This is a genomic window from Haloarcula sp. H-hyl6, assembly GCF_056934455.1.
The window spans coordinates 989,395-1,010,409 of sequence record NZ_JBRIIK010000001.1; the positions used below are offsets into that span (position 1 = coordinate 989,395).

A 21,015-nucleotide genomic window follows, 5' to 3' on the forward strand; every position below is an offset into this window, starting at 1 on the left:
GTCGAACGAGTCGTCTCATACCGCCCCGGTGTCCCGCGGCGGAGTTAGCTGTTGCCCTCACTCTCTCAGTCGCTTGAGCGTCGGGTGGCCGTTCAGGACGTGCATCATCAGCGCCGTGATGCACAGCAACAGGCCGCCGATGGCGAACAGAATCGAGGCACCGAGTTGGACCGGAAACAGCGCCCCCGTCTCGACGTACTGCACGAGGAAGAAGAGGGCGACGCTCACGCCCAGCAGGGTCGTGATGGCACCGGGCGTCCCGACGATGAGGAGCGGACGGCCGTACTCGACGGTCCAGACGATGTTCCGGACGAGGTCGAGACCGTGCGAGAGCGACCCCTGCGTGCTGGCGTTCTCCACGTCGTAGGAGATGGTCGTCCCCACCTCGGCGACGCTGAGTCGGTTCCGGTGGGCGTGATAGAGGATGTCCGTGCTCGCGCCCATGTTGTTCCCGATGGTCGGGTCGGCCGCCAGCGAGCGAACCGCCCCGCGACTGTACGCCCGGTAGCCGCTCTGGGTGTCTCGAATCCACCCGCTCGGGCGGAGGTTGCCGAGGCTGGCGTTGGTGAGGTCGTTGATGACCGTCAGGCCCAGCGACCGGACGAACGGTATCTTGGTCTTGGACTCGCCGACGTACCGACTGCCGATGACGATGTCGGCGTCGTCGCGCGCCTGCGTCTCGACGAGCGACGGGATGTCCGCCGGGTCGTGTTGCCCGTCGGCGTCGATGACGACGAGGTGTGCGGCGTTCCGGTCGTCGGCCTCCCTGAAGGCCGTCTTCAGCGCGCCGCCGTACCCGCGGTTGCGGTCGTGGACGACCACGGTCGCCCCGGCCTCGCGCGCCCGGTCGGCCGTCGCGTCCCGACTCCCGTCGTCGACGACGACCACTTCGTCGGCGAACGCCGCCGCTCGTTCGACCACGGGGCCGATGCTCTCGGCCGCGTTGTAGGCCGGAATCGCCACGACGACGGTCGGACTGTCGCGGGACTGGCTCCACTGTTCGGGAATCGCGACGACTTCGTAGTCCGCGCTCTCGAACGCCACGGCGGTCCGGTCGTAGTCGATTCGCGGGCACGCGCGCGTCTGGAGGACGATGCCCGGCAACCCCCGCTCTCTGGCGGTGCGCGAGAGGAGGCGGTTGAGTTCTGCCTGCGTCCCCCGTTTCGAGGGGGGCGTGAGGACGATAGCGCCGAGCGACGCCAGCGTATCGAGCGACTCGTCGTCCTCGGCCACGCCCCCGTACGTCGCAAGCACCGTGTGTCCGCGTCGACTCGCCCGGAGGACGGTCCGGTAGACGGCGTCCTCGTTGGTCGGCGTGAGGACGACTCCGATAGCGACTCCCTGAAGCGGAGTCGCCGTCTCCGGGGACCGCTCCCCGGGGAGGTTGACGAACGGGACGACCCCGTCGGTGGAACCTGAAATCGACGCCCCACCGATTTCGAGCGGCGTCGTTTCGCCGTCGGTCGCTACCCACTCGACCGACGGGTCGACGAGCAAGTCGGCGTCGGAGGTTATCGGCGTCACACTCTCGACGGTCGGTCCCGGGAGACGGGTCCCCGCGGGGCCGGCGACGAGGTATGTGAGAGCGACGTCAGCGTCGGGTTCCACGACCCGTTCGACGACGAGACGGCCGCCGGAGAACCGCTCGCCAGTGGCACTCGACCGGTCCGGTGGTTCGAGCGCGTACGGTTCCGGCACTGGGTCGGCGATGTCGACGGCGACAGGGTCTTCCCCACGGGACCGAATCGAGAGCGAGACGAGGCGCGTCCCGTCGTCGAGCCCGGTACTCGATTTCGTCACTGAAACGTCGTCTAACTGTGCGTGCGCTGAGTCGTATTCCACGTCAGGTCCTCCGATACCAGCCACTCCCCAGTAGCTTACGTACCACTACTACGTTCATTGCCCACATATAGCTGCCGGGCACACGGAGTCTCACGCCCGAATCACGTCGACCCAGAAGTGAACCTCGCGAACAGGGTCAGACGAACCGGACGGGTACAGTCGATAGGTCAGGCGGAGATCCTCGCCCGCCGTCGTCGGCTGAACCGTGTGACGGGTGACCGTCGCCCCGCCGGCCTCGACGTCGACGGGGAACCGGACCAGTTCCGTCGCGTTTCGGACGGTCACCGTGTCGTCGGCGACGCGCACGCGTTCGAGACTGCCGACGACGGTCCCCTCGAAGGCGTCCGCGCCACGGGCGCCCACGCCCACGGCCAGCGTCGTCTGCTCCCCGACGACCAGTTCGCTGGGGACGGCCGCAGCACTGAGGTCACCGGACGCGTTCTCGCCGAGGACGTACATCGTCGTCACGCTCTCGGCGTCGGTGGCCTCCTGCGCGACGACGCCGACCGCGCCGGCCGCCGCCGCGAGGACGACGACTGTCAGGAGGAGTCCCGCGACGCCGCCGTCACCGGCGACAGCGCCGAGACGTGCGCGTGCCCGCGAGACGTCGGTGCCGGCCCGGTCGGCCGCCGGCAGTCGACGCCGGCGGACCCACGCGACAGCAGTCGCGCCCAGCGTCAGCAGACAGAGGCCACCGACGACGGGGGTTCGCTGGAACCCCCAGACGGTGAAGTCGAGGACGCCGCCGACGAGGGCGACGGCGACGACGCTCCCGCCGACGCTCAACCCGAGTCGAGCGAGCCAGGAGGTCCGCGTGGTCCGCCCCGGTGCGGCGTCGCCCGCGCGCGGGAACACCGCCGAGACGACGGCGTAGCCGGGTACGACGAGGACGAACGGAATCCCGACGACGACGGCCAGCGCCGTCCACTCCCTCGCCGGAGAGAACGCGACGACGGCCACCGCGACGACGCTCGCGACCACCGCCAGCAGGTCGAACGACGGACCCCTCGAATCGTCCGACCCAGAGACAGTCATACCGGTGTATCCGCGTGACGGGACTAAAAGGGCGCGGCCCGCGGTACGGTCGGCTTACCACCGACTCGCGGTCGTCCGTCGGCAGTTGCCGGTCGCGTTCGAGGCATGTACCGCTCTACGGCACGCTGGTCGGGGACTGCACTCCGTGTTCCACAGCTCGCTACCGCTCGCCGTTCGCTCGTCGAGGGCCGCTCACTCCGTTCGCACCCCTCGTTAGGCGCTCGCACCGGACTCGCTCGACGCGCTCGTATCGACCGGGTCGCGGTCGGACTCGGCTTCGAGGAGTTCGCGGTAGCGGTCACGGATGGTGACGGTGCTGACGTCGGTGGCCTCGCTGACTCGCTCTTGGGTGAGTTCCTCGTTGACCAGCAGGCCGGCCGCGTAGATGGCCGCCGCGGCCAGACCGACCGGACTCTTGCCGCTGTGGACGTTCTCGGCCTTGCCCGTCTCCAGCAGGTCGTGGGCCCGCATCGCCAGTTCGTCGCTGGCGTCCAATTGGGAGACGAACTTCGAGAGGTAGTCGGCGGGGTCCGGCGGGCCGATTTCCAGCGAGAGTTCGCGGTTGATGTAGCGGTAGGCGCGCGTGAACTCCTGTTCGTCGACGCGGCTGACGACCACCATGTCGTCGATGGTCTGCGGGAGGTTGGCCTGCCGGACGGCGGCGTACAGCGACGCCGTGGCGATGCCCTCGATGGAGCGGCCCGGCAGGAGGCCCTCGTCCAGCGCCCGGCGGTAGACGACGCTTGCCGTCTCGCGGGCGCTCTTGGGGACGCCGAGGGCGCTCCCCATGCGGTCGATTTCGCCCAGCGCCTGCTTGAGGTTGCGCTCGCTGTGGTCGCGGGTCCGGAACCGCTCGTTCCACGTCCGGAGCCGTTGCATCTTCTCGCGCTGGCTGGACGAGAGGGAGTTGCCGTTGGCGTCCTTGTTCTGCCAGCCGATGTTGGTCGAGAGGCCCTCGTCGTGCATCAGTTTCGTCGTCGGCGCGCCCACGCGGGACTTCTTGTCGCGCTCGGCGGAGTCGAACGCGCGCCACTCCGGCCCGCGGTCGATGGCGTTCTCGTCGACGACGAGGCCACAGTCCGCACAGACCGTCTCGCCGCGAGACGCGTCGTGGGTGAGGTGGCCGCCACAGTCCGGACAGACTTGCCCCTCACTCGCCTCCGCCGCTGTCTCCTCGTCGACGGTGCTAGCCCGCTCCTCGGCGTCGTGTGTGCTGAGTGTGGTCATGATAGGTGAAAGACGAGCGGTGACGCCACCACCCGCGTGCGTACCTCCGTAGAGACGGGCTACCAGTATCAGCACTAGTTCGGCATATGCCGAAGTCGAGTGCTACTCGCTCACACGCCCGACCGGCCGACCCGGAGACGGGTCCCCTCCGCGACGGACTCGTCGGCCTCGACGGGGCCCATCGACCGGGTGACGAACGAGCGGACGATCCACGCCTCGGCCCGCTGGAGGCGGTACTGTAGGGTCGACCGGGAGACGTCGAGTTTCGCAGCGAGGTCCGACAGCGAGATGTCCCGGGGCGTGCGGTAGTAGCCGTGTTCGACGGCCGCCTCGACGGCCGCCTGTTGCTCGGGGGGCAGTTCCGCCAGCGTCACGGACTCGTCGGTCCAGTAGGACGGTTCGCCCAACTGCCGGAACTCGACGGTGAGGCCGGGCCGGAGTTCCGCCTCTAGCGCACCGAACAGGTCGTCCACGCCGTCGTCGCTACACAGGAGGAGACGCCACTCACAGCGACTGCCGCGCCGTTCCGTCTCACAGAGGACGCCGTTGCCGACGTGTTCGATGGCGAGTCGAGGGATGGAGTGGCAGTCGCCGGCCTCCGAGCGATAGCTGTAGACGGTGCGTCGCCCCTGTTCGGCGGCGATGACCTCGTAGTGCCACTCCGTGTCGCAGTCCCGGGTGCCGATGCACTCCGTACACTGCACCGGCCCGTCGAACACGTCGTCGAGTCGGTCCAGCGCCGCCTCGGTGCCGGCGACTCGTTCCAGCCGCCACATCCCGTCGTTCGTGACGTTGCAGGCGATGGTCCGGGAGTGCGTCTCCGGGTGGTCGATGAACACGTCCATCAAGGGGTCGACCCCCCGTTCGTAGTCGATTGTGAAGATGAACTCGCGCATTGGCCCACGTACACCGCGGAAGGGCTTATACCCCCGGTCGATTTCGGCGTGTGCCGAAAGGGGAGTCATACTGTCGGACCCCCTCTACGGGAGTATGTCGTGCGACCCATCGAGGCAGTCGTCGCGGGCGGCCGAACCGAGGGACAGCGACGCGTCTCTGGGTCGGCTTCCGGCCCACAACTGGCGTCCGACGGTCGTCCACGGTGCGCTACTGTGGGCGCTCCTCCTCGGTGCCGCGCTGGTCGTGCCCGCGGGCCACCCCCTCGAACTCGGCGTCGTCGTCGCGAGCGTGTTCGTCGTGCCGGTCCTCCCCGTCGCACTGTGTTGTGACTACCGGCAGGCGCGGCGTGCGGGCACCTGTGACCCCGGCGTCCGGTCGTACCTCCGTAACCTCTCGCTCGACGTCCTGACGACGCTCACCCGTGGTGATTCACTCGGGAGCGAGCGCCGGGCCTTCGACTCGTGCTGACCCGGACTGGGCTAGCGCCTCGTCTAGCCACGCCGGGTCCTCGACGGTGGTCGCCCCGACGCCGGTCAGCGTGTACTTCCAGTCGGCCGATACCGTCTCTCCGCGCTCCGTCTCGCCGGTGAGCGTCCACGCCGTCTGGCGGGCCAGTCCGTCCTCGTCCAGCAAGACGACGACAGTGAAGTCGGTCACCGTGACGTTCTCGTTCGTGCCGAAGGCCTCCCCACCGTACTGGCGCCACACCTCGACGTCGGAGTACTCGTACCGGTCGACGGTGACGCCGTCGAACGACTCGGACCCGACGAACTCGGCGTCCTCGACGGACTCGTAGCCGAAGGCCCCGCGGGCCAGCGCCGTCTCGAACACCTCACGTTCCTGTTCGACGACCTGATAGAACGTCTCCTCGCCGTCGCCGTATCTGGTGTAGGTCGTGCCGTCGGCGTAGAACGTCTCGAAGTCGGTCCGGGCGTCCGGCCCGGTCATGCTGAACGCCTCCACCGACCGGTTGGCCGTCAGGTCCACGCGATAGGCGTTCTCGATGGTCGCCGTCGTGCCGTCGGCTTCGGTCACGCTGAGCGACCACGTCGCGGTGAAACTCCCCGCCTCGCTGAGGAGGCGTTCCGAGTCGGCCACGTCGAACTCCTCGCCCGCCGCGCCGTCGCCGTCGTCGCTGGCTCCGTCGTTCGACCCGTCCGCACCGTCACCGGCCCCGTCCCCGGCCCCGTCGCCGTCACCGCCGTCCGAGACGAGGCCGCCGCCGGTACACCCGGCCAGCGCGATGGTCAGCACCACGAGCAGCGTCGTCAATCGAGTGTAGTCCATACCGGATGGAGGCGAGTAGACAGCATAAGCTAGTACGATTGATACGATAGCGAACCGGCTCTCCCGCAGGTACTCACCGACTGACCGAGCAACGGGCGACGGGTGGCAGGGACCGCCCCCTCAGAGCCAGTCGGTGTCCGGGTCGATGTAGTTCGGCGGTGTCTCGCCGGCCAGCGCCGCCCGGACGTTCGCGGCGACGGTTCCGTTCAGGTCCGCGCAGGCCTCCTCGGAGTACCACGCCGCGTGGGGGGTGACGATACAGTTGTCCAGTTCGGTCAGCGGATGGTCGGGTTCCGGCGGTTCCTGACACAGGACGTCCAGTCCGGCGGCCGCGATGGCCCCGTCTCGCAGGGCGTCGAGCAGGGCCGCTTCGTCAATCAGGCCGCCGCGGCCGGTGTTGACGAGGACGGCGTGGTCCTGCATCGCGTCGAGCGCATCGGCGTCGACCATCGCGCGGGTGTCGTCGGTCAGCGGTGCGTGGAGGGAGACGTAGTCCGCTCGGCCGTACAACTCGTCGAGGGGCACCTTCTCGACGTCGTCCTCGGCCATCGCCTCGGCGTCGACGTAGGGGTCGTAGGCGACGACGTCTAGGTCGAAGCCGCGCAACTGCTCGCGGGCGCGCCGGGCGATGGGGCCGTAGGAGACGAGGCCCAGCGTCCGCCCCCGGACCCGGTGGACCGGTCGGGTCCGCTCCCAGCCCCAGTTGCCGTCCCGGACGTCGCGGTCGTAGGCGGCGACGGTGCGGATGCAGTCGAGCAGGAGCGTCACCGTGTGGATCGCCACTTCGTCCGTACAGTACTCGGGAACGTTCGTCACCGCGACGCCGTTCTCCGCGGCCGCGGCGACGTCGACGTTGTCGATGCCGACGCCCGCGCGGGCGACGACGCGCAGGTCGTCGAGTTCGTCGAGGACGGTGACAGTGACGGGCGTGTTCACGTCGACGACGAGGGCGTCGGCCCCCTCGGCCGCCGCCAACAGCGCGGCTTCGTCGTCCGTCTCGGCGGCGACTACCTCGGCGTCCAGTTCCTCGCGGAGCGTGGCGACGTCTATCATCGGGTCCTCGCTGGCGACCACTCGTTGCATGGTCGTCCGGAAGGCCGCCCGCCTGTTAATAGCCGCCGGAATTCCCGACGGTCGGGAAGCGTGGCACGTGCAGGCTGAACGCACAGGGTGGTCGTGCCGGTTACACAGTTGCACCAGCGGCGCTATCCGACAGCGACGAGGGCAAAGAAGTCGTCACCGCCGGCGTCGTCACGGAACGCGACCACGGCGCGGCCTACGTCGACGCCGACGCCGGACTGACCGACGAACTGAAATCGGTACTCGGTCGGAGCGGCAGAGACGGAGACACCTACACGGTAGCGGCCGACGCGGTGGAGACGGTGACCGACGACGAACGCCACATCGACCGCAGTCGGTACCGCAGCCGTGTTCCGTTTTTCCCTGAACCGGCGAGCGCTCGAAGCCTGCACCTGCGGGGAAGAGGGTTATTCGCCGTGCCGACCACGTACAGATATGGAAAGCGAGAGTAGTGGTGACGTCTCAGAGCCGAGTTCCGGCGGTTCGACCGACGAGACGAAGATAGCGATAACCGACGAAGAGACGGCACCGCAGGACGTGCCCGTCGAGATAGGCGAGAGCGGGCCGACGGCCCGAGAGGAGTCCGCTCTCGAGCGAGTCGAAGCCGTGAGTAGCCTGCTGGACGACGCTATCCGGGTACCGGGTACCGACTTCCGCTTCGGACTCGACCCGATACTCGGCGTCCTGCCCGTCGCCGGTGACGTCGTCGCGGCGGCCGTCTCGCTGTACCCCATCGTGGAGGCGGTTCGTCTCGACGTCTCGAAGCGAACGCTGGGGAAGATGCTCACGCTGGTCGCCATCGACATCGCCGGCGGTTCGGTCCCGATACTGGGCCCGGTGTTCGACGCCGTCTGGAAGGCGAACGAGTGGAATCGCGGGATACTCGAAGACCACGTTTACCAGAGCTAACTGTGTCGAGGCGGCGCTACCGTCTCTTGTTAGCGTCGGTACGGTAATCGGGCACCGCATCGTTCGAACGCCACAGTGCTGTCGCGGCGCGACGCTTCTCGAACCGAGAACGGCGTCCCGTCTGGGCGTCCGCGAACCGCTCTTTTGAGCCCGTCCCTAGCGAAGAACACCGGTATCGCCGTTCGTTCGTCGGGCATTTAGACTGTTGTTCGCAGGAGGAGATTCGTTTACTCTGTAAAGAGTATTGATTGGCACATGTAGAGATGTATCCCGACTCCTGCCTCGAATTTTTCCCTTCAATAGTTCCATATATCGAAATATACGTCCAATTCAGTGAGTATATATCCTCAATTTCACGTTTCGAACGTTATCATCCCCTTGACCACGTCCGGTTCCATCGATTGTTGGAAGGCGTCGTCGATGTCTTCGAGCGACGACTCGAAGTCGACGATTCCCTCAACGTCGACGGCACCCTCGGCGAGTAAGTCCACGGCCGCATCGTAGGTGTTCGCGTAGCGGAACGACCCGTGGACGTCTATCTCGTTGTCGATGACCTCCAGTACGTCGAAGGGGACGGTCGCCTCGTCCGCCAGTCCGACGAGGACGACGGTCCCGCCTCGACGGACCACGTCGAGCGTCGACCTGATGGAGGGCTTGGCACCCGACGCCTCGACGACGACGTCGGCACCGACGCCGTCGGTGTACTCGTCGACGGCCGTTTCGAGGTCCGTCTCGGTGACGTCGACGGTCAGGTCCGCGCCTCGCTCCTCGGCGAACGACAGTTTCTCGGGGACGACGTCGGTGAGGATGACGTCCGTCGCACCGGCGGCGCGGGCCGCCTCCATCACCAGCAAGCCGATGGGTCCGGCACCGGTGACCAACACCGTATCGCCCGTGCCGACGTCGCCTCGGCGGCACGCGTGGATGCCGACCGAGAGCGGTTCACAGAGCGCCCCTTCGGTGGTGGAGACGCTGTCTGGCAGTTCGTAGGCGAAGTCGGCCGGCCACGCGACGTACTCGGTGAACGCGCCGTCGTGCGGCGGCGTCGCCATGAACGTGACGTCCTCGCAGAGGTGGTAGTCGCCGCGCTTGCAGTGGGCACAGCGGCGACAGGGAACACCCGGTTCCAGTGCCACGCGGTCACCGACTTCGAGGCCGGTGACGTTCTCGCCTACCTCGACCACTTCACCGGCGCTCTCGTGGCCGAGGACGAGGGGTTCCTCGACGACGTAGTCGCCGATGCGCCCGTGTTCGTAGTAGTGGACGTCCGACCCGCAGATGCCGACGTCTCGGACGGCGACGAGGACGTCGTCGGGGCCGGGGGACGGTTCAGAACGGTCTTCCAGTTGAAACTCCGTAGGTTCGACTAACACTGCGGTACGCATGTTCGGGAACACGTCACACGGGCACTAAAAATCAGTGGGTCTGGCGTCACCACTCGGCGATGCTCCCGTCCTCGTGGTGCCACACCGGGTTGTACCAGTTGACCTCCGCCTGTGCCTTCTCCCGGACGGTCGCCTCGTCGACCTCGATACCGAGGCCGGGGCCCAACGGGCGTTCGACGTACCCGTTCTCGAACTCGAACGTCTCCGGGTCCTCGAGCAGTGCGAGGCGCTGACTCGACTCCGGGTCGTCGATGTCGAGGTCCTGCTCCTGAAGGACGACCCCCTGCGAACTGAAGCCGACCTGGAGGTTCGCGGCGAACGCGATGGGACCGAGAGGGCAGTGCGGGACGACGGCGACGTCGAAGGCCTCGGCCAACGTGACGATTTTCCGCATCTCGCTGATGCCGCCGACGTGCGAGACGTTCGGCTGGATGACGGACACCGCGTCGTCGGCGACCATCTGTTTGAAGTCGTATCGGGAGTAGAAGCGCTCGCCGGTCGCGATTGGGACGGTAGTCCGCTCGTTGAGTCGGGCGAGGAACTCCGAGTGTTCGGGCAGCAGGGGCTGGTCGACGAATGCGAGGTTGTACGGTTCGAGTCGGCGGACGAGTTCACCCGCCATCGGTTTCGAGACGCGGCCGTGGAAGTCCACTCCGAGCAGGCAGTCGTCACCGATGGCGTCCCGGAGGGTAGCGACCCGGGCGACGGCCCTATCGACCTTCGCTTTGGTCTCCAGCGACCGGAACTCACCGCAGATGTTGGCCTTGAACGCGCGGTACCCCCGCTCGTACCCCTGCCGAGCGGACTCGGCGATGTCCTCTGGGTCGTCACCGCCGACCCACTGGTAGACGAGCATCCGGTCGCGGACGTGACCGCCCAGCAACTCGTGGACCGGGGCGTCGTGGTGCTTTCCCTTGATGTCCCAGAGCGCCTGGTCGATGCCCGCCAGCGCGCTCATCAGGACCGGGCCGTTCCGAAAGTAGCCGCTCTGGTAGAACTTCCGCCAGTGGTACTCGGTCCGGCAGGGGTCCCCACCGAGGAGATACCCCTCGACGAGTTCGGTGACGGCGGCCCTGACTGTCTCCAACCGGCCCGGAAGAATCGGCTCACCCCAACCGACGATGCCTGTGTCCGTCTCCAACTTGAGCAGTAACCACCGCGGCGGAACGGCGAAGAGTTCGTAGTCTGTTATTTGCATGGGTAGGTCATGGTGGAGTGGCTACTTGAAACGGCAGGTCGCCGTGGCGAGAGGCACGAACGGAGTGAGCGCCCCTCGCATCGGAACGGCGAACGAGGCGAACCGTGGCGGCGTAGCGACGGTCCCCCACGTCGGGGTGTGTATAGTTTTATCACCGTGGAAATCACTAGCACGACCGTTCACATGAGCCTAGTCGACAGTTTCTCCCTCGACGGAGAGACGGCTATCGTCACCGGCGCAGCACAGGGACTCGGAAAGCAGATAGCGAGCGGCCTCGCGGAGATGGGTGCCGACGTCGCCATCGCCGACGTGAACCGCGAGAAGGCCGAGTCGACGGCGGCCGAACTCGACGGCGAGACGGACGTCGTCGCCACCGAAGTCGACGTCACCGACGAGGCGTCCGTCGAAGCGATGGTCGAGGAGGTGACCGACCGACTCGGCCCCATCGACGTCCTCGTCAACAACGCGGGCATCGTCGAGAACTCGCCGGCCGAGGAGACGGGCATCGACTCGTGGCGGCGCGTCGTCGCCGTCAACTTAGACGGCGTCTTCCTCTGTGCGAAGCACGTCGGCCAGCAGATGCTCGAACGCGGCGAGGGACGCATCGTCAACATCTCCTCGATGTCGGGCTTCGACGTCAACGTCCCGCAGAAGCAGGCCAGTTACAACACCACGAAGGCGGGCGTCAGGATGCTGACCCAGTCGCTCGCCGTCGAGTGGGGGGACCGCGGGGTCCGGGTGAACGCCATCGCGCCGGGGTACATGCGCACGGACCTCGTCGACGAGGTGCTGGCGGAGAACCCCGACATGGAGGAGACGTGGCTAGAGAACACGCCGATGGGACGGCTCGGCCGCCCGGAGGAACTCAAAGAACTCGTCGTCTACCTCGCGTCGGACGCCTCCTCGTACATGACCGGGTCCACGGTGGTCATGGACGGCGGCTACACGTCTCGGTAGCGAGTCGCTCCGGTCTCGAAAACCGGTACTGCCGCGTCGGCGTCAGTCCGCCGCGAGTTCTGTCAACCGCTCTTTCGCGCGCGCCCACCCCTCGACGTCGGTGGGCTCGTACCGCGTCGTCTCGAACGTCGACTCGACGAGCCGTCGGCCCGCCGCGAGGTCCGGGAGGGTGTCGACGGCGAGCGCCTGCGTCAGGAGGTTGCCGACGGCCGTTGCCTCGACGGGGCCTGCGACGACCGGACGGTCGGTCGCGTCGGCGAGCAACTGACAGAACAGGTCGTTGCGGACGCCGCCCCCTCCGAGGTTGATGCTGGACGGCGGGTCCTCGACGACCGAGGCGAGGGCGTCGAGTTCCAGCGCCGTCTTCGTCACCAGACTGTCCAGCAGACAGCGGACGATACCGCCCTGTCCGGTCGGTACCGGCTGGTCGGTCCGCCGACAGTAGGCGCGAATCTGCTCGGGCATCGGCGCGTCGATGACGAACGCGTCGGCGTCCGGGTCGACGAGTGCGGCCCGGGCGGGGGCGTCCCGGGCGGCCGACAGCAGGTGGTCGTAGTCGACCGGGTCGCCGGCCTCGCGCCACGCCTCGCGGCACTCTTCGAGCAGGAAGAAGCCGTTGACGTTCGTCAGGAGGCGGACGGTCCCGTCGACGCCGAGTTCGTTCGAGAGGGCCCGTTCGAAGGCCGCGTCGGAACGTACCGGGTCCTCGCGCTCGACGCCGAGGATGAACCACGACCCCGTATTGAGGAAGGCGGCGTCCTCGGAAAGCGGGAGGCCCGCGACGGCCGCCGCCGTGTCGTGGCTGGCCGGCGTGACGAGTTCGGGCGTCGACGGGAGTCCCTCGGCCACGTCGTCGGCGACCGGTCCCAGTCGTTGGCCGGGTTCCTCGAGCGCCGGCAGGAGGTCCGTCGGGAGGGACACCTCGTCGAGCAGGTCGGTCGCCCACGCGCGCTCGCTCGGGTCGACCATCTGCGTGGTCGAGGCGACGGTCACCTCGCCACAGGGTCGGCCGCCCAGCAGCGTGGTCAGTAGTTGGGGCATCATGAGCAGGCTGTCGGCCTGTTCGAGGAGCGCGGGTTCCTCGTGGGCGAGGGTGTGGAGTTGCCAGAGCGTGTTCGGCGTGTTCCAGTTGGTGATGCCGGTGGCGTCGAAGACCCGTCGTTCGTCGACGGCCTCGAACAACGCTTCGCGCGTCGCCGTCGCGTCCGGGTCCCGGTACGAGACGGGGTCGCGCAGGACGTCGCCGTCTGCGAGGAGCCCGAAATCGAGGCCCCACGTGTCGATGCCGACCGTATCGAGCGTGTCGGCGTGTTCGGCCGCGGCCCGGAGGCCCTCGACCATCCGTTCGCGGAGCGCCGCGAGGTCCCAGACGTACCGGCCGTCGCGCTCGACCGGGCGGTTGTCGAAGCGGTGGACCTCCCGCACGTCGAAGGTCGCGGGCGTCACGGTGCCGAGGTACACCGTCCCGCCGCTGGCGCCGATGTCGATGGCGACGTGGTTCATGCGGGTCGAGTCACTGTCCGTAGCTGTCGAGTTTGCCCTGCAGGCGGTCGATTTCCGCGTCGGGCAGAATCTCAGGGTCGCCGATGGCGCGGGCCTGATAGTGGATGCGGGCGCAGTACTCGACCATCAGCGCGACGGTGTAGGCGTCCTCCAGCGACCCGTCGGCGGTCAGGACGCCGTGGTTCCGCAGGAGCGTCGCGTTGTAGTCCGCGCCGAGAGCGTCGACGGCGGCGTCCCCGAGGGCCTGTGTCGCGTGGGTCTCGTACTCGGCGACGGGCACCTCGGACCCGGTGAACGCCAGCAGGTAGTGGGAGGCCGGGATGGCCTCGCCCAGCGACGCGAACGTGGTCGCATACGGTGAGTGGGTGTGGACGACGCCGCCGACGTCGGGGCGCTGGTCGTACACTTCGAGGTGCATCGGGAGTTCCGTCGAGGGGTCGACGTCCCCCTCGACGACGGTGCCGTCCGTGCGGACGACTGGCACGTCCGCCGGAGAAATCTCCTCGTAGGGGACACCGGACGGGCTGATGGCGACGTGGTCTTCGTCGAGGCGGGCGCTGAGGTTCCCGCCGGTTCCGGTTGTCAGGTCGTCGTCGAGTAGGCTCCGGCCGAACTCACAGATTGCACGCTTTGCGTCGCTCTCGGACAGGTCCGAATCGGGCATGGGGGAGAACCTCATGCACGGCGTAAATTTGTTTCGGTCTGAACGTCCGGCACCTCCGTATCGGGTCGAAAGTACGCGGTTACGGGTGCTATTCGGTTGAGCTACTGACCACCTGCATGTCCTCTTCGAGGGCGACTTCCGCCTCTTCGTCGAGTCTGCGCTGGTGGATAGTCTCACCCGTACTCGCGTCGAAGAGGTGGATGTCGTCGTCTGGGATTTCCACGAAGACTCGGTCGCCTTCGGAGATGGGGCGCTGGCCGTCGGTCTCGACGATGAACGTCTGGTCGTGGTCCTGATTGACCGCCTGCAGGTACACGTAAGAGATGCTCCCCATCGGCTCGACGACGTCGACGACCGCCTCGAACTCGTGGTCCGTAGTCGGGTCGTCGTGGAGCGAGATGTCCTCCGGTCGGGCCCCCAGCACGAGTTCGGTCCGGTCGCCGACCGACGACTGCATCCGCTCGGTCAGGTCGAAGTCGAACCCGTCGCCGCGCATGGTCCCACCGTCGAGGCGTCCCTCGAAGAAGTTCATCGACGGCGACCCGAGGAAGCCGGCGACGAACTGGTTGGCCGGCCGGTAGAAACATTCGAGCGGCGTGCCGACCTGCTGGAGTTCGCCGTAGTTGAGGACGACCAGTCGGTCGCCCATCGTCATCGCCTCCGTCTGGTCGTGCGTGACGTACAGCGTGGTGACGCCGAGGTCGTTCTGCAACCGATTGATCTCGGTGCGCATCTCCGCACGGAGCTTCGCGTCCAGATTGCTGAGCGGTTCGTCCATCAGGAAGACGTTCGGGTCCCTGACGATTGCACGTCCGAGCGCGACGCGCTGCTGTTGCCCGCCGGAGAGTTCACCCGGCGTGTTGTCGAGCAGTTTGTCGATGTCCATCATCTCCGCGGCGGACGTGACCGTCTCCTCTATCTCCTCGTCGGACATCTCCGTGGACATCTTGAGACCGAAGGACATGTTCTCCTCGACGGTCATGTTCGGGTACAGCGCGTAGTTCTGGAACACCATCGCGATGTCCCGCGCACGCGGTCCCAACTGGTTCACGACGGTATCGCCGATGCGGACGTCACCCTCGGATTGCGTTTCGAGTCCGGCGACGATGCGCATCAGCGTCGACTTCCCGCTCCCCGACGGACCGACGAAGACGACGAACTCGCCGTCTTTGATGTCGAGGGACACGTCGTCGACCGCGACGACCGAGTCGTCGCCCTCACCGAACCGCTTCGTTACGTCGTCTATCGTGATTCTAGCCATTATCGTACCTCCAGTGTGCAGCTACCTGAATGTAACCCCGCTGCGAGGGCGTGGTTCGCGAGCGATGCGTGCGGTCCGCGTGAAATCGTGCTCATTCTTTGATCACCACACCGAAGCTGAGGCCGGCGGCGAGGTACTTGTTGACCGCGACGAGGAATATCGCCACGGGGATTATCATCGCCGTCGACGCGGCCGCCAGCATCGACCACTCGATGGAGCGAGAGCCGATGAACGAGTAGACGAACAGCGTCACCGGCACGGCCTCGAAGCTGGTCAGCACGAGCCCGAACAGCAGCTCTATCCACGCGAAGATGAAACTGATGATGGCGACCGAGAAGATGCCGGGCTTGGCCGCCGGCAGGATGACCTTTCGGAAGCCCTGGAACTGGGTCGCACCGTCGACGCGCGCGGCCTCCTCGAGCGTCTCGGGGATGCCGTCGAAGAACGCCTTCATCACCCAGACGACCAGCGAGAGGTTGATGCTGATGTACATCAGCACCATCCCGATGCGGGTGTCGAACAGGTTGAGCTCCCTGAAGATGATGAAGAACGGGAGCACGACGGCGATGGGCGGGAGCATCCGTGAGGAGAGAATCCACACGAGCACGTCCCGTTCCATCGGGATGTCGTACCGCGAGAGGACGTACGCCGCCGGCACGCCGATGAGCAGGACGAGGACGACCGACGCCCCGACCATGACGAGACTGTTGACGAACGCCCCGACGAACTCCGATTGCTGGGCGAGCTGGATGTAGTTGTACACCGTCGGCAGGAAGATCCAGTCCGGGGGGAGCGAGTTCGCCTGTCCCGGCGGCTTCAGCGACATAGAGGCAAGCCAGTACAGCGGGAACAACACGACGAACGACCACGAGAGGAGGAAGGCGTGTCGAACGACCGTCACGAGCGTCTCCCGCGTGTCCTTATCGAGCCGCTGGGCCGACCCCGGCTCGACGTCCTGCGTCGCCATCAGTCCCACACCCCCTCGAAGCCGACCTTCGCGATGACGATGTTCGCGATGGCGATGACGAAGACGAGGTACACGACCGCGATTGCGGCCGCCACGCCGACCTGGTTGTTGATGAACATCTGTTCGTAGATGTTGATGCTCACGAGTTGGGTGGCCGTCCCCGGACCGCCCTGGGTCAGCCCGTACACGACACCGAACGTCCGGAACAGGTCGATCAACCTGATGAGGGCGGCGACGAACACCACCGGCTTCATGTACGGGATGATGACGTGGACGTAGCGCCGCCACAGCGGTGCACCGTCGACCCGCGACGCCTCGACGAGCGTATCAGGCACCGACGAGAGGCCGGCGTAGAAGATGATGAACATGAACGGCGTCCAGTTCCACGTGTCCAGCAGGATTACGGTCAGCAGTGGCAGGTCCGAGAGGAACGCCGGCGAGGCGAAGGGCGTCGCCGTGTTGATGACGTACGGGATGATTCCGATCTCGGTGTTCAGCATCAGTCGACCGATGGTCGCGAGCGAGACGGGCGCGACTGCCATCGGCAGGATGAACAGGACCCGGTAGAACGATTTCATCCGCGTGGACTCGACGCCGGCGACGAAGGCCGCCAGGAAGAATCCGAGCACGCTCTCTAGGAACAGGGCGCTCACGACCACGGTGACCGTGATGACGAACGAGTGGAACGCGCCACCTCGGGTGAACGCCGTCCGGAAGTTATCGAGGCCGACGAACTCGGCCGCGAAGACGTTCAGCGTGGGCTCTGCGATCAGCGAGAGGTACAGGTCGTAGGCACCGGGGAAGAAGGTGATACTTACCATCACCAGCACCATCGGTGCCATGAACCAGTACGGGAGGTAGTCGTTCCACAGGTCCCGGAGTCTGGCGAGGCCTTCTGTGTTGGTCGTTTCAGTTTGCGTTGGTGTACTCATGATGTATTGGAAAATGTAACCCGTAACGGGTATCGTGCTTGCCCTCAGCCGCTGTAGATGTCTTCGGCGGCCGACGCGGCGTCCTGCATCGCCTTCGCGGCCTCTTTCTGGCCGGCGATGGCCCGCTGGAGTTCCTCGGAGTAGCGCTGGCCCCACTCGGGGTACTTGCGGTCGAACGGGTCGGGCGAGGCGACCTTGAGCGATTCGAGCGAGACCGATGCGTAGTCCTCACCGACTTTCGAGACGTAGTCCTCGTTCTCCCAAGTGGACTCACGCACCGAGAACACGCCGCTGCTCTCCGTGTTTATCCAGAGGTCCGTCGGTGGGGACGTCGCCCACAGCATGAACAGGAACGCCTGCTTGGAGTTCGAGGCGTTCTTCGACGTCGATATCTGCCAGTTGAACGCGTTGGGGTTCAACTCGCCGCCTTCCGGCTTGGGAACCTTCGCGATTTGGACGGTGTCGGCGACGCTGGACTCGTCGTTGGTCAGGCCGCCCCAGAACATGTTGGCGTCGGCGACGATGTGGCCGGTACGGCCCTCCTGCATCGTCGCGAGCACGTCCGACCAGGTCTGGGTCGACGCGCCGTCCGGACCGTAGTCCTGGAGTAGGCTCGTGTAGTACTCTGCTGCCTTGGCGACGCCGTCGGTGTCGAGTCCCGAGTCGTTCGGGAAGTCGGTCCAGAGCTTGGACCCGGTCTGGCGGAGGAGCGTGTTCAGGATGTAGATGTTCATCCCGTAGCCCTTCTGCCCACGACCGGCCGTGCCGACGATGTCGGACTCCTCTTCGTGGATGACCTTCGCGTTCTCGCGGTGCTGTTGCCACGTCTCGGCGACCTCTAGGCCGTGCTTGTCGTAGAGGTCCTGGCGGTAGAACTGGGTCTGGACCTCGACCGTGATGGGCAGTCCGGTCCACTTGTCGCTGTAGCCACCACCGTGGGCCTGCCAGCGCGACGACTCGAAGAGGTCGTCGGGCTTGTAGAAGCTCTCGTCGTAGAGGCTCCCGTCGTTGAAGTACGTGTCGAGCGGCTGGAGCCAGCCCTCGTGCCGGAACTGGTTGACGACCTGGTCCATGAAGAAGACGTCGAACTGCCCGGCACCGGTGCTCGCGTCGGTCTGTCGCTTGGTCCGGAACTGGTTCTCCGGCAGGATGTTCCACTGGACGTCGATGCCGGTGAGTTCCTCGAAAACCGGGATGGCCGGCTTGATTGCCGACACCCACGGATGTTGGACCGCACCGATGTTGATCGACGACCCCTCGAACTGTTGCCAGTCGATGTCGGCGCTGTCGTACTCGCTCAGCGGGATGGCGAGTTCCCCGTCCGACCCGTCACCGCCCGACCCGTCACCGCTCGACCCGTTACCGCCTCCGCCGTCTCCTCCGCTCCCGCCTCGCGTACATCCCGCGAGGCCGCCGAGGAGGCCGACGCCGGCCGCTTTGATGAAGTTACGCCTGTTGTGTCGACTTCCGTTGCGCTCGCTTGGCATTGGTATTCGTCTCCTCCGATAACGAAATCCCCATAGATAATAAAGTTAATCATTTGTCGAGCACGATACAGGAACCCACCACACCCAAACTAATATATGTGATAGATAGAAACCCGCCACTGTATGGAGTACGATTTCACAGACCAGACCGTCCTCATCACTGGGGCGGGCAGAGGGATGGGCAAGGCCGCAGCAGAGCAGTTCGCACGACACGGCGCGAGCGTCGTCGTCAACGACGTCGACGCCGAGGTGGCGGAAGCGACCGCCGCCGAGATTCGAGACGGCGGTGCGGACGCCGTCGGCATCGGTGCCGACGTGAGCGACGACGCCGAAGTCGCCGCGATGGTCGAAACCGCCACGGCGGAACTGGGGAGCATCGACGTGTTGGTGAACAACGCCGGCGTCGGCGACGCCGGTCCCTTCCTCGACGAACAGTACGACGACACCTTCCAGTTGAACCTCGACGTCCACCTCTACGGCGCGTTGAACTGCATCCGCGAGGTAGTCGACGGGATGGTCGAACAGGGATACGGGAAGATAGTCAACACCACCTCGATTCACACCAAGAACGCCGTCGGCATGTCGCCGGCGTACGACGTCGGGAAGTTCAGTCTGCTCGGACTGACGAAGAGCCTCGCGCTGGAACTCGGACGCGAGGGGATTCGAGTCAACGCCGTCGCGCCGGGCTGGGCGGACACGCGGATGACAGACGAGTTCAGCGACGCCGTCACCCAGCAGATACTGGACAACAACCCGCTCGGTCGGTTCGCCGACCCGGAGGACGTCGCCAACGCGATGGTGTTCCTCGCGTCGTCGGCCAGCGACTACATCAACGGCCACGAACTCCGCGTCGACGGCGGACAGGTCCCCATCGATAGCTGGCGGCTGGACAACCGATAGGCTCACAGCGTGACCAGCAACAAGCTATTTATCCCGTGGCCGGGAAAGTCCGATTCGTTGGACCGAGAAGACGACTCTCGTCGCCGGCCAGCCGAGTCGGTACTCGAACGACGTCGACTCCCCGGCGTCGGCGACGAGAAGCGGCGTGACGGTGTTGAACCGTGCACGCCACCAGTGAGACAGACCGAACAAGACCGAGAGAGAACCTATGAGACGAGATAGATACACTCCGACACGCACCACGCGACCGACTACCCGACGCAGCGAGAGGGGGCGATGATGCGCGCCTCCGCCCTGACAGACGTCGGTGAGATAGAAGTCCAAGAACGAGAACGACCGGAACCGGGGGCCGACGAGGTGGTCGTCGAGGTCGGTGCCTGCAGCGTCTGCATGACCGACTATCACATGTACCACGGCACGTTCCCCGTCGAGACGCCGGTGGTACCGGGACACGAGGCGGCCGGCACCGTCGCGGCTGTCGGGAGCGACGTCACTGGCTTCGAGACGGGCGACCGAGTCGCCGTCAATCCGACGGTGCCGTGTAACACCTGTTCGTACTGCAAGCGCGGTGAGACGCACCTCTGTGACAACAACACCAGCATCGGCGGCGCTGCCGAGACGGTACTCGACGGCGCGTTCGCCGAGTACGTCCGCGCCCCGGCCATCAGCCTAGAGCACATCGGCGACATGCCCTTCGAACGGGCCGCCCTCGCCGAACCGCTGGCCTGTTGTCTGCACGGCGTCGAACAGGTGGACTTCACCCCCGGCGACAGCGTCGCCATCATCGGTGCGGGTCCCATCGGTCTCTTGTTGCTGCAGGCGTTTCGCAACGCCGGTGCCGCGCCCATCGTCGTCTCCGAACTCGACGAGGAACGGCGCGAACACGCCGCCGAACTCGGCGCGGACGTCGTCGTGGACCCGAACGAGCAAGACCCCGAAGAGGCCATCCCCGAAGCGGCCGGCGGCAAGGTCGACGTCGGTGCGGAGGCCATCGGTCTCGTCCCGACCATCGGGCAGGCCAACGCCGTGACGGCGAAAGGCGGGTCGACGCTCATCTTCGGCGTCCCCGACCAGGAGGTCTCGATGGAGGTCAGTCCCTTCGACATCTTCTTCGACGAGGTGGGGTACCGCGGGTCGTTCGCGCTGAACACCGAGGACTTCGAGCGGGCAGTGACGCTGCTCCAGCACGACCGCATCGACACGGAGACGCTCATCACGGAACGTATCGGCCTCGAGGACCTCCCGTCGGCGTTCGAGCGGATGGAGAACACGGAGGGGCTCAAGAAGGTCGTCGTCCCCGGTGGCGACTGACCGGCGACGACTTCTTTCCGGAACGTACGGGCCGTCGGTAGAGCCACAGCAGGTCGTGTAGCGCACGTGAACTCTGCTGTCGCGTCAACCACCTTCGGTGACGGACGACCGAACCAGCTACCCCTGTCACCCGGCGTTCTTCTCTCCAGAACGGGAATGTTCCGGTCAGAGTA

At 66.2% G+C, this 21,015-nt stretch carries 20 protein-coding genes; 5 read left to right on the forward strand and 15 right to left on the reverse strand.

Going from position 1 to position 21,015, the window contains the following annotated elements; genetic code table 11:
- Positions 1-57: 57 nt before the first annotated feature.
- The 4 genes from Hhyl6_RS05190 to Hhyl6_RS05205 all read right to left on the reverse strand — a co-directional run bounded on the left by Hhyl6_RS05190 (position 58) and on the right by Hhyl6_RS05205 (position 5,000).
- Positions 58-1,842, reverse strand: a complete 1,785-nt coding sequence (locus Hhyl6_RS05190) for a glycosyltransferase family 2 protein (protein ID WP_483738159.1) — start codon at positions 1,840-1,842, stop codon at positions 58-60.
- A gap of 90 nt (positions 1,843-1,932) precedes the next feature.
- Complete coding sequence (locus tag Hhyl6_RS05195; protein WP_483738160.1) at positions 1,933-2,877, reverse strand: DUF1616 domain-containing protein; 945 nt, start codon at positions 2,875-2,877, stop codon at positions 1,933-1,935.
- 213 nt (positions 2,878-3,090) lie between these two features.
- A complete protein-coding gene (locus tag Hhyl6_RS05200) occupies positions 3,091-4,104 on the reverse strand; it encodes a transcription initiation factor IIB (protein ID WP_483738161.1) in 1,014 nt (337 codons plus the stop codon).
- Between the two features lie 110 nt (positions 4,105-4,214).
- Positions 4,215-5,000, reverse strand: coding sequence for a helix-turn-helix domain-containing protein (locus Hhyl6_RS05205; protein WP_483738162.1), 786 nt, complete (start codon positions 4,998-5,000; stop codon positions 4,215-4,217).
- 94 nt (positions 5,001-5,094) lie between these two features.
- On the opposite strand from Hhyl6_RS05205, the gene Hhyl6_RS05210 reads away from it, so the two are divergent.
- Positions 5,095-5,469: a hypothetical protein gene (locus Hhyl6_RS05210; RefSeq protein ID WP_483738163.1), complete on the forward strand. Its 375-nt coding sequence runs from the start codon at positions 5,095-5,097 to the stop codon at positions 5,467-5,469.
- Here Hhyl6_RS05210 and Hhyl6_RS05215 read toward each other — a convergent pair.
- The 3 genes from Hhyl6_RS05215 to Hhyl6_RS05225 form a co-directional block, all read right to left on the reverse strand.
- Positions 5,431-6,288, reverse strand: coding sequence for a DUF7537 family lipoprotein (locus Hhyl6_RS05215; RefSeq protein WP_483738164.1), 858 nt, complete (start codon positions 6,286-6,288; stop codon positions 5,431-5,433). The two genes, Hhyl6_RS05210 and Hhyl6_RS05215, sit on opposite strands and share 39 nt — an antisense overlap.
- A 120-nt stretch (positions 6,289-6,408) precedes the next feature.
- Entirely contained in the window at positions 6,409-7,371 is a 963-nt protein-coding gene (locus tag Hhyl6_RS05220) for a C-terminal binding protein (protein WP_483738165.1), read from the reverse strand.
- A gap of 122 nt (positions 7,372-7,493) precedes the next feature.
- The gene (locus tag Hhyl6_RS05225; protein WP_483738166.1) at positions 7,494-7,691 is read right to left on the reverse strand and encodes a hypothetical protein; all 198 of its coding nucleotides are present in this window, start codon (positions 7,689-7,691) and stop codon (positions 7,494-7,496) included.
- A gap of 112 nt (positions 7,692-7,803) precedes the next feature.
- On the opposite strand from Hhyl6_RS05225, the gene Hhyl6_RS05230 reads away from it, so the two are divergent.
- Complete coding sequence (locus Hhyl6_RS05230) at positions 7,804-8,277, forward strand: DUF4112 domain-containing protein (RefSeq protein ID WP_483738167.1); 474 nt, start codon at positions 7,804-7,806, stop codon at positions 8,275-8,277.
- 353 nt (positions 8,278-8,630) lie between these two features.
- Here the strand turns inward: Hhyl6_RS05230 and Hhyl6_RS05235 are convergent, their stop codons facing one another.
- Both Hhyl6_RS05235 and dgoD read right to left on the reverse strand, forming a co-directional pair.
- Complete coding sequence (locus tag Hhyl6_RS05235; protein WP_483738168.1) at positions 8,631-9,662, reverse strand: NAD(P)-dependent alcohol dehydrogenase; 1,032 nt, start codon at positions 9,660-9,662, stop codon at positions 8,631-8,633.
- Between the two features lie 46 nt (positions 9,663-9,708).
- Positions 9,709-10,860: a galactonate dehydratase gene (gene dgoD / locus Hhyl6_RS05240; RefSeq protein ID WP_483738169.1), complete on the reverse strand. Its 1,152-nt coding sequence runs from the start codon at positions 10,858-10,860 to the stop codon at positions 9,709-9,711.
- 183 nt (positions 10,861-11,043) lie between these two features.
- Here dgoD and Hhyl6_RS05245 point away from each other — a divergent pair, with 183 nt between their 5' ends.
- A complete protein-coding gene (locus Hhyl6_RS05245) occupies positions 11,044-11,817 on the forward strand; it encodes an SDR family NAD(P)-dependent oxidoreductase (RefSeq protein ID WP_483738170.1) in 774 nt (257 codons plus the stop codon).
- 42 nt (positions 11,818-11,859) lie between these two features.
- Here the strand turns inward: Hhyl6_RS05245 and Hhyl6_RS05250 are convergent, their stop codons facing one another.
- The 6 genes from Hhyl6_RS05250 to Hhyl6_RS05275 form a co-directional block, all read right to left on the reverse strand.
- Positions 11,860-13,320: a rhamnulokinase gene (locus Hhyl6_RS05250; RefSeq protein WP_483738171.1), complete on the reverse strand. Its 1,461-nt coding sequence runs from the start codon at positions 13,318-13,320 to the stop codon at positions 11,860-11,862.
- Between the two features lie 10 nt (positions 13,321-13,330).
- Positions 13,331-13,984 (reverse strand): class II aldolase/adducin family protein, encoded by a 654-nt coding sequence (locus tag Hhyl6_RS05255; protein WP_483738172.1) that lies wholly within the window; start codon positions 13,982-13,984, stop codon positions 13,331-13,333.
- A gap of 88 nt (positions 13,985-14,072) precedes the next feature.
- Complete coding sequence (locus Hhyl6_RS05260; RefSeq protein WP_483738173.1) at positions 14,073-15,245, reverse strand: ABC transporter ATP-binding protein; 1,173 nt, start codon at positions 15,243-15,245, stop codon at positions 14,073-14,075.
- A gap of 91 nt (positions 15,246-15,336) precedes the next feature.
- Positions 15,337-16,212 (reverse strand): carbohydrate ABC transporter permease, encoded by an 876-nt coding sequence (locus Hhyl6_RS05265; protein WP_483738174.1) that lies wholly within the window; start codon positions 16,210-16,212, stop codon positions 15,337-15,339.
- On the reverse strand, positions 16,212-17,144 hold the full coding sequence (locus Hhyl6_RS05270) for a carbohydrate ABC transporter permease (protein WP_483738175.1): 933 nt from the start codon (positions 17,142-17,144) through the stop codon (positions 16,212-16,214). Before Hhyl6_RS05270 ends, Hhyl6_RS05265 begins: the two co-directional genes overlap by 1 nt.
- Positions 17,145-17,188: 44 nt before the next feature.
- Complete coding sequence (locus Hhyl6_RS05275; RefSeq protein WP_483738176.1) at positions 17,189-18,631, reverse strand: extracellular solute-binding protein; 1,443 nt, start codon at positions 18,629-18,631, stop codon at positions 17,189-17,191.
- A 123-nt stretch (positions 18,632-18,754) separates the two neighbouring features.
- On the opposite strand from Hhyl6_RS05275, the gene Hhyl6_RS05280 reads away from it, so the two are divergent.
- A complete protein-coding gene (locus Hhyl6_RS05280; RefSeq protein ID WP_483738177.1) occupies positions 18,755-19,531 on the forward strand; it encodes an SDR family NAD(P)-dependent oxidoreductase in 777 nt (258 codons plus the stop codon).
- A gap of 279 nt (positions 19,532-19,810) precedes the next feature.
- Positions 19,811-20,842 carry a zinc-dependent alcohol dehydrogenase family protein gene (locus Hhyl6_RS05285; RefSeq protein WP_483739677.1) on the forward strand — a complete coding sequence of 344 codons (1,032 nt, stop codon included), beginning with the start codon at positions 19,811-19,813 and terminating at the stop codon, positions 20,840-20,842.
- The last annotated feature ends 173 nt before the right edge of the window (positions 20,843-21,015 follow it).

Excerpts from the sequence above, each read along its gene's own strand:
- Hhyl6_RS05285 (WP_483739677.1), top strand. The coding sequence starts at position 19,811 with ATGCGCGCCTCCGCCCTGACAGACGTCGGTGAGATAGAAGTCCAAGAA.
- Hhyl6_RS05245 (WP_483738170.1), top strand. The coding sequence starts at position 11,044 with ATGAGCCTAGTCGACAGTTTCTCCCTCGACGGAGAGACGGCTATCGTC.
- Hhyl6_RS05265 (WP_483738174.1), bottom strand. The coding sequence starts at position 16,212 with ATGGCGACGCAGGACGTCGAGCCGGGGTCGGCCCAGCGGCTCGATAAG.
- Hhyl6_RS05200 (WP_483738161.1), bottom strand. The coding sequence starts at position 4,104 with ATGACCACACTCAGCACACACGACGCCGAGGAGCGGGCTAGCACCGTC.
- Hhyl6_RS05270 (WP_483738175.1), bottom strand. The coding sequence starts at position 17,144 with ATGAGTACACCAACGCAAACTGAAACGACCAACACAGAAGGCCTCGCC.
- Hhyl6_RS05205 (WP_483738162.1), bottom strand. The coding sequence starts at position 5,000 with ATGCGCGAGTTCATCTTCACAATCGACTACGAACGGGGGGTCGACCCC.
- Hhyl6_RS05215 (WP_483738164.1), bottom strand. The coding sequence starts at position 6,288 with ATGGACTACACTCGATTGACGACGCTGCTCGTGGTGCTGACCATCGCG.
- Hhyl6_RS05210 (WP_483738163.1), top strand. The coding sequence starts at position 5,095 with ATGTCGTGCGACCCATCGAGGCAGTCGTCGCGGGCGGCCGAACCGAGG.
- Hhyl6_RS05260 (WP_483738173.1), bottom strand. The coding sequence starts at position 15,245 with ATGGCTAGAATCACGATAGACGACGTAACGAAGCGGTTCGGTGAGGGC.
- Hhyl6_RS05280 (WP_483738177.1), top strand. The coding sequence starts at position 18,755 with ATGGAGTACGATTTCACAGACCAGACCGTCCTCATCACTGGGGCGGGC.
- Hhyl6_RS05255 (WP_483738172.1), bottom strand. The coding sequence starts at position 13,984 with ATGCCCGATTCGGACCTGTCCGAGAGCGACGCAAAGCGTGCAATCTGT.
- dgoD (WP_483738169.1), bottom strand. The coding sequence starts at position 10,860 with ATGCAAATAACAGACTACGAACTCTTCGCCGTTCCGCCGCGGTGGTTA.
- Hhyl6_RS05275 (WP_483738176.1), bottom strand. The coding sequence starts at position 18,631 with ATGCCAAGCGAGCGCAACGGAAGTCGACACAACAGGCGTAACTTCATC.
- Hhyl6_RS05220 (WP_483738165.1), bottom strand. The coding sequence starts at position 7,371 with ATGCAACGAGTGGTCGCCAGCGAGGACCCGATGATAGACGTCGCCACG.
- Hhyl6_RS05250 (WP_483738171.1), bottom strand. The coding sequence starts at position 13,320 with ATGAACCACGTCGCCATCGACATCGGCGCCAGCGGCGGGACGGTGTAC.
- Hhyl6_RS05235 (WP_483738168.1), bottom strand. The coding sequence starts at position 9,662 with ATGCGTACCGCAGTGTTAGTCGAACCTACGGAGTTTCAACTGGAAGAC.
- Hhyl6_RS05195 (WP_483738160.1), bottom strand. The coding sequence starts at position 2,877 with ATGACTGTCTCTGGGTCGGACGATTCGAGGGGTCCGTCGTTCGACCTG.
- Hhyl6_RS05230 (WP_483738167.1), top strand. The coding sequence starts at position 7,804 with ATGGAAAGCGAGAGTAGTGGTGACGTCTCAGAGCCGAGTTCCGGCGGT.